This window comes from Priestia flexa NBRC 15715 (genome assembly GCF_001591565.1).
GTDB classification, from domain to species: Bacteria; Bacillota; Bacilli; order Bacillales; family Bacillaceae_H; genus Priestia; species Priestia flexa.
In genome coordinates this window covers 1-6,115 of the sequence record NZ_BCVD01000170.1, presented here as the reverse complement: position 1 = coordinate 6,115, position 6,115 = coordinate 1, and the positions used below count along the sequence as shown (strand labels likewise).

5 protein-coding genes are annotated in these 6,115 nt (G+C 37.5%); 2 read left to right on the top strand and 3 right to left on the bottom strand.

Annotated features, from left to right (window positions below; genetic code table 11):
* Positions 1 to 218: 218 nt before the first annotated feature.
* The gene (locus BFL01S_RS18550) at positions 219 to 2,357 is read left to right on the top strand and encodes an ATP-dependent Clp protease ATP-binding subunit (protein ID WP_025908408.1); all 2,139 of its coding nucleotides are present in this window, start codon (positions 219 to 221) and stop codon (positions 2,355 to 2,357) included.
* 50 nt (positions 2,358 to 2,407) lie between these two features.
* Here the strand turns inward: BFL01S_RS18550 and BFL01S_RS18545 are convergent, their stop codons facing one another.
* The 3 genes from BFL01S_RS18545 to BFL01S_RS18535 all read right to left on the bottom strand — a co-directional run bounded on the left by BFL01S_RS18545 (position 2,408) and on the right by BFL01S_RS18535 (position 5,170).
* Complete coding sequence (locus BFL01S_RS18545) at positions 2,408 to 2,680, bottom strand: hypothetical protein (protein ID WP_061786601.1); 273 nt, start codon at positions 2,678 to 2,680, stop codon at positions 2,408 to 2,410.
* A gap of 204 nt (positions 2,681 to 2,884) precedes the next feature.
* On the bottom strand, positions 2,885 to 4,579 hold the full coding sequence (locus tag BFL01S_RS18540; protein ID WP_025908406.1) for a M3 family oligoendopeptidase: 1,695 nt from the start codon (positions 4,577 to 4,579) through the stop codon (positions 2,885 to 2,887).
* A gap of 126 nt (positions 4,580 to 4,705) precedes the next feature.
* Positions 4,706 to 5,170, bottom strand: a complete 465-nt coding sequence (locus BFL01S_RS18535; RefSeq protein WP_025908405.1) for a MarR family winged helix-turn-helix transcriptional regulator — start codon at positions 5,168 to 5,170, stop codon at positions 4,706 to 4,708.
* 143 nt (positions 5,171 to 5,313) lie between these two features.
* Here BFL01S_RS18535 and BFL01S_RS18530 point away from each other — a divergent pair, with 143 nt between their 5' ends.
* Positions 5,314 to 6,084, top strand: coding sequence for a DUF4931 domain-containing protein (locus tag BFL01S_RS18530; RefSeq protein ID WP_061786600.1), 771 nt, complete (start codon positions 5,314 to 5,316; stop codon positions 6,082 to 6,084).
* The last annotated feature ends 31 nt before the right edge of the window (positions 6,085 to 6,115 follow it).

The window sequence follows — 6,115 nt, the reverse complement described above, 5'->3', positions numbered from 1 at the left end:
GCATTCTTACTACATCTCATATAAAAGGTAATAAACAAACCACAAAATATTCTACTTAAAATAAGAAATAACTTCCAAAACAAAAATGTAAGCAAAACACTTGAAAGTCAAAAAAGGTCAAAGTATAATGAACTCACAAAGGTCAAATATAGTCAAAGTCAAATTGACTAATTGATCAATGATTACATTCATTTAATCATTCTAAGGAGGTCTTTTAAATGATGTGTCAAAACTGTCAACAACGTGAAGCAACAATTTATTTAAACGTACAAGCTAATCAACAAAAATCACAATATCGTTTATGCCATACATGTTATCAATCATTAATGAAACAAAGTAAAATGCCGTCTGGATTTGGAGGTGGGCACTTCATGAACATCGATGATTTATTCAATCAATTAGCAAATGAACAAGCCATGAATCAATCAGCTCAGCAGCCTACTCCTCAGCAAAGAGGTAACGGGGGTGGATTCTTAGATGAATTTGGTCGCAACCTAACACAAATTGCAAAAGCTGGACTAATTGATCCTGTTATTGGACGTGACGAAGAAATTGAACGCGTCATTGAAATTTTAAACCGCCGTAACAAGAACAACCCTGTTTTAATCGGTGAACCTGGTGTAGGTAAAACCGCTGTTGTCGAAGGCTTAGCATTAAAAATTGCAGAAGGCGACGTTCCTTCAAAGCTCATGAACAAAGACGTATACTTACTAGACGTCGCTGCTCTTGTAGCAAACACGGGTATTCGCGGTCAGTTTGAAGAGCGCATGAAGCAGCTAATCGCCGAACTACAACAACGTAAAAACGTTATCGTATTCATTGATGAAATCCACTTGCTTGTTGGAGCGGGTTCTGCTGAAGGTTCAATGGATGCAAGTAACATCCTAAAACCAGCGTTGGCGCGAGGTGAACTTCAAGTCGTAGGTGCCACAACGCTGAAAGAATACCGCGCTATTGAAAAAGATGCGGCTCTTGAACGTCGTTTCCAGCCTGTGATGGTTCATGAACCATCTGTTGACGAAGCCGTTCAAATTTTAAAAGGCATCCAAAACAAATACGAAGCGTATCACAACGTCAACTTCACAGAAGATGCAATTAAAGCTTGTGTAAATTTATCACATCGCTACATCCAAGACCGCTTCTTACCTGATAAGGCCATTGACTTATTAGACGAAGCTGGCTCAAAAATGAACTTAAAAGCAGGTATCTCAAACAAAGACGATATCGATAAACGACTAAAAGAAATTGCTGTGGAAAAAGAAACAGCTTTAAAAGAAGAAAAGTACGAAGCGGCTGCCAAACTTCGCGATGAAGAAGCAAAACTTGAAAAGCAGCTAAACCAAGAACAAGATAAAGCTGAAGTTACCGTTGAGCATATTCAAGCAATCATTGAAAAGAAAACGGGTATTCCAGTTGGGAAACTTCAAGAAAATGAAGCTCACAAAATGAAGAACCTGTCAGCAAACCTTTCCGACAAAGTCATTGGTCAAAGCGAAGCTGTAGAAAAAGTTGCAAAAGCAATTCGTCGCTCTCGTGCTGGGTTAAAAGCTAAGCATCGTCCAATTGGATCTTTCTTATTTGTTGGTCCAACAGGAGTTGGTAAGACAGAGCTTACAAAAACTCTAGCAGAGGAAATGTTTGGCACAAAAGATGCGATGATTCGTCTTGATATGAGTGAGTATATGGAGAAACACGCGGTGTCTAAACTAATTGGCGCACCTCCAGGATACGTAGGTCATGATGAGGCTGGCCAACTAACTGAAAAAGTACGTCGTAACCCTTATTCAATCATCTTATTAGATGAGATTGAAAAAGCGCACCCTGACGTTCAGCATATGTTCCTACAAATCTTAGAGGACGGACGCTTAACCGATAGTCAAGGTCGTACAGTAAGCTTTAAAGATACTGTAATCATCATGACAAGTAACGCAGGTGTGGGAGAAAAGAAAATTACGGTGGGCTTTGAATCTGAAAATGCAGCTCTTAGACATGCATCTGTTTTAGATTCACTATCTGCTTACTTTAAGCCTGAATTCTTAAACCGTTTCGATGCCATTATTGAATTTAATCACCTTGAACAAGAACATCTGGTTAAGATTGTTGAGCTTATGCTTCAAGAATTAAAAGAAACGCTTAAAGAACAAAACATCGCCCTACAAGTTACAGATAAAGCGAAAGAAACACTAGCATCTCTTGGCTACCACCCGGCATTTGGTGCTCGCCCACTGCGTCGCGCTATACAGGAGCATGTTGAAGACCAAATTACTGACCTTTTACTAACGGATGAAGAAGTCAACGAGGTATTCATTGATGTCAATGAACAGCAAGAAATCCGCGTCACTTCTAAACTGAAATAATGAAAAAGGAAAAAGCGATTCCCTTGGGAGTCGCTTTTTTTCTATTTGTTTTATTGATTATCTTCTTGGTCATCTGTTGATTCGTCTGTTTCCTCTTCAGCTGGTTCCTCTGCCTCTTCTGTTGCATCTTGATCTTGCTCTTCTGTATCTTCTTCTACGGCTTCTTCCTCAACTGGTGTTTCTGCCGGCTCTCCAGTTGTTTCTTCCGCATCTTCCGTTTGTTCTTGATCTGTCGTGTCTTCTCCCTCTTCTGCACTACATGCTGTCATAAGCGTAATTGCTGCAAATGCTCCAAATAATTTGACTAAGAAACTTTTACTCATCGTACCTGTCCCCTTTCAAATCAATTGAGCCACTATGTACGTGCATCAACATGGCTCTTGAGATGATTATAGTTCAAAAAAAAGGAAAAAAGAGCGTTTTTACAGTCTTCTAACAAACTCTTTACACTATGCTCATTTCTTTATATTTCTCATTCATTTCCTTTACAAAGTAACAAAAAGCGAGCCACTTCAGCTCGCTTTTCCTTACAATGATTGATCATCTATACTATTTAAATAAGCCTTAATCTCACCAACAACTGACTTTACGCAACCGTCTTCAAAAGGAGAAAGCAAATTGGCTTCTTTCACAAGCGAAGTAAACGACTTACTTCCACCCAGCTTACATAAGTGCAAATAGTCTCTCCATGCCTCTTCATGATTTTCATTATCTTTTTTCCAAAATTGAAATGCACAAATTTGCGCCAGCGTGTAATCAATATAATAAAATGGATCGTTATAAATATGGGATTGCTTTTGCCAAAATCCGCCGTTTTCAAGGTAAGCTTCCCCATCATAGTTTTTAGAAGGCATGTATTTATGTTCTAGCTTTCTCCATTCATTTTTTCGCTCTTTTGGCGTGAGCGTTGGGTTTTCATAGACAACATGCTGAAACTCATCAACTGCTACACCATAAGGTAGAAAAAGAAGGCCTGAGCTTAAATGAGTAAACTTATACTTTTGTGCGTCTTCTTTAAAAAAACTTTCCATCCACGGCCACGTAAAATACTCCATGCTCATAGAATGAATTTCAGCTGATTCATAAGTTGGCCAATAATATTCCATTACCCCAATATTTCGGCTTTGATATACTTGAAAAGCATGTCCTGCTTCGTGAGTTAATACATCAATATCACCTGAGGTCCCGTTAAAATTCGAAAAAATAAACGGTGCTTTATAACGTTCTAAAAACGTACAGTAGCCTCCACCCGCTTTGCCTTTCTTTGCAACTAAGTCCATAAGATTATTATCCATCATAAAAGCAAAGAATTCATCTGTTTCTGCTGAAAGCTCACTATACATCTTTTTACCTTTCTCAATAATCCAGCTTGCATCTCCTTTTGGGGTTGCGTTGCCTGTTTGAAATTCAAACGACTCATCATAATAGAGTAATTCGTCAACTCCAATACGATCTGCCTGTCTCTTTTTAAGTTCTTCTGCTAATGGAACAATTTCTGTTAAGACTTGCGCGCGAAATGCTTGAACCATCTCTGCGTTATAGTCTGTACGAGTCATACGTGCATACCCAAGCTCTACAAAATTTTTATACCCCAGCTTTTTTGCCATTTTTGTTCGTACTTGAACTAACTCATCATAAATCCGATCAAATTCATCTTCATGGTCTTTAAAAAATTGAAAGCGTGAAGTCGCAGCACTTTTTCTAGTTTCTCTGTTTGGTGACTGCATGAAAGGCTCCAGCTGAGCAAGAGTGCGTTCTTCACCGTCAAACATAATTTTAGCGGAGGCTATAAGCTTCGTATACTGAGAAGAAAGTCTGTTTTCTTGTTGTAAATCTTCAATGATAGACGGATGGAACGTTTTTAATTGGTTTTCAGCTAATGCAAATAGCTGCGTTCCTAATGCAGCCTCTAGCTCTTCGCGAAAGCTTGATGAAACAAGCGCTTCGTAGTATTGATGCATAAGCTCTTCATACAGAGGGTTGATTTCATCAAAATAATCCTGTTCGTTTTGATAAAACTCATCGTTTGTATCAATGGAATGGCGAATATAACATAAGTTGCTCATCGTACTATAATCTGTTCGCAACTCGTTTAATTCTTCAATCGCTTCGTACTGTTTTTCAATGGTTTTAGCTTCTTTTAAAATGCCAATGCTTTGTTTAAACTCTTTTTTCAGCTGATTTAAATCCGGTCTTTCATATGTATATTGATGAAATGTCACGTCTTTTTCCCCTCTCTTTTTATAGGCTGATTTATGTACTTCGTGATGATTACATAATCTCCTTTAAACAATCCGCAATCGCTATTTTCTCACACAAAAAAAGCATCAAACCGATGCTTTTTTGCTTTATTCAGACGGCGTATACTCATCTGCATAGTGTCCAATTTTCTTTAGTAGCGAAATGGCTACTTCTTGCTCTTCACTTGTAAGAACAGATAAAATACTATGAATGCGCTTCTCATGATCAGGAAACATGCTTTCAATCATTTCTTTTCCTGCTTCTGTAATTTGCGCATACGTGACACGACGATCATTTGGACAAGCTACACGCTCTAAAAAGCTCTTTTTCTCTAGCTTGTCAATAACATACGTGATGCTACCGCTTGCTAATAAAATTTTGCCACCAATTTGCTGAAGAGGCTGTTTTCCTTTATGATATAAAAGCTCTAATACAGCGAATTCAGTTGGGTTCATACCGTGTTGTTGAATAAACTTATGAACATGCTCCATAACGGAACGATTCGCTCTTGATAGAACAATGAATAATTTTAAAGATTGATCTAATTCTTCTCGATTTACTGTTGAATCCATTTTTATCAGTTCCTTTTTTAATTTATCTCGATATCAAGATAATACTAAAATCTGGTTAAAAAGTCAACGAAGCAAGCTAAACAGTAGATTTCTTCTAGTTGTTCTACTACAATAGATATAATTAGATTAAAAAGGTGAAGCTTATGAAACCATCTCATTTATTTTTTAATTCAGCAATTGGTTCACAAAAACCAGAAACCATTGTAAATCGTCAAAATCCTTGTCCATTCTGTGATGTGGACTCCTTAACAGGCATTATTGAAAAAGAAGATTCAATTATTTGGTTAGAAAACAAGTACCCAGTTCTCCAAAATGCTTACCAAACTGTGATTATCGAAACAGATCAATGTCAATCAGAACTATCAGAATATCCAAAAGAGCATTTGTATAAACTGTTTTCGTTTGTCACTACTCGCTGGCTACAGATGATTGAGAGTAAAAAATATGAGTCCGTCTTATTCTTTAAAAATCACGGACCCATGTCAGGGGGTTCTCTTCGCCATCCGCATATGCAAATCATTGGATTAAAAACGTTTGATACAAGCTCAAATATTACTGATGCACATTTTGAAGGCATCTCAATTCAACAAAATAAAGATGTCGAGTTTAACTTATCTACAAAGCCAAGAATGGGATTTTTTGAATTTAACATTGTGACATCGAATATTGAAGAACATAATAAAGAAGTAGCTGATTATATTCAAGCTGCTACTCATTATTTGCTTAATCATTTCCATCGTAGCTGCACGAGCTATAACCTGTTTTTTTATCAGTTGGATGATGGACGAAGTGCATGTAAAGTGATTCCTCGCTTTGCAACCTCTCCGCTGTTTGTTGGGTATGGAATCCCTCAGGTGTCAAACAAAATTGAAGAGATTGCAAAACAAGTTCACTCTCTTTATTTTTCAAAATAAGCAACAATGAAAAAAGAGGCTGGGACATAAG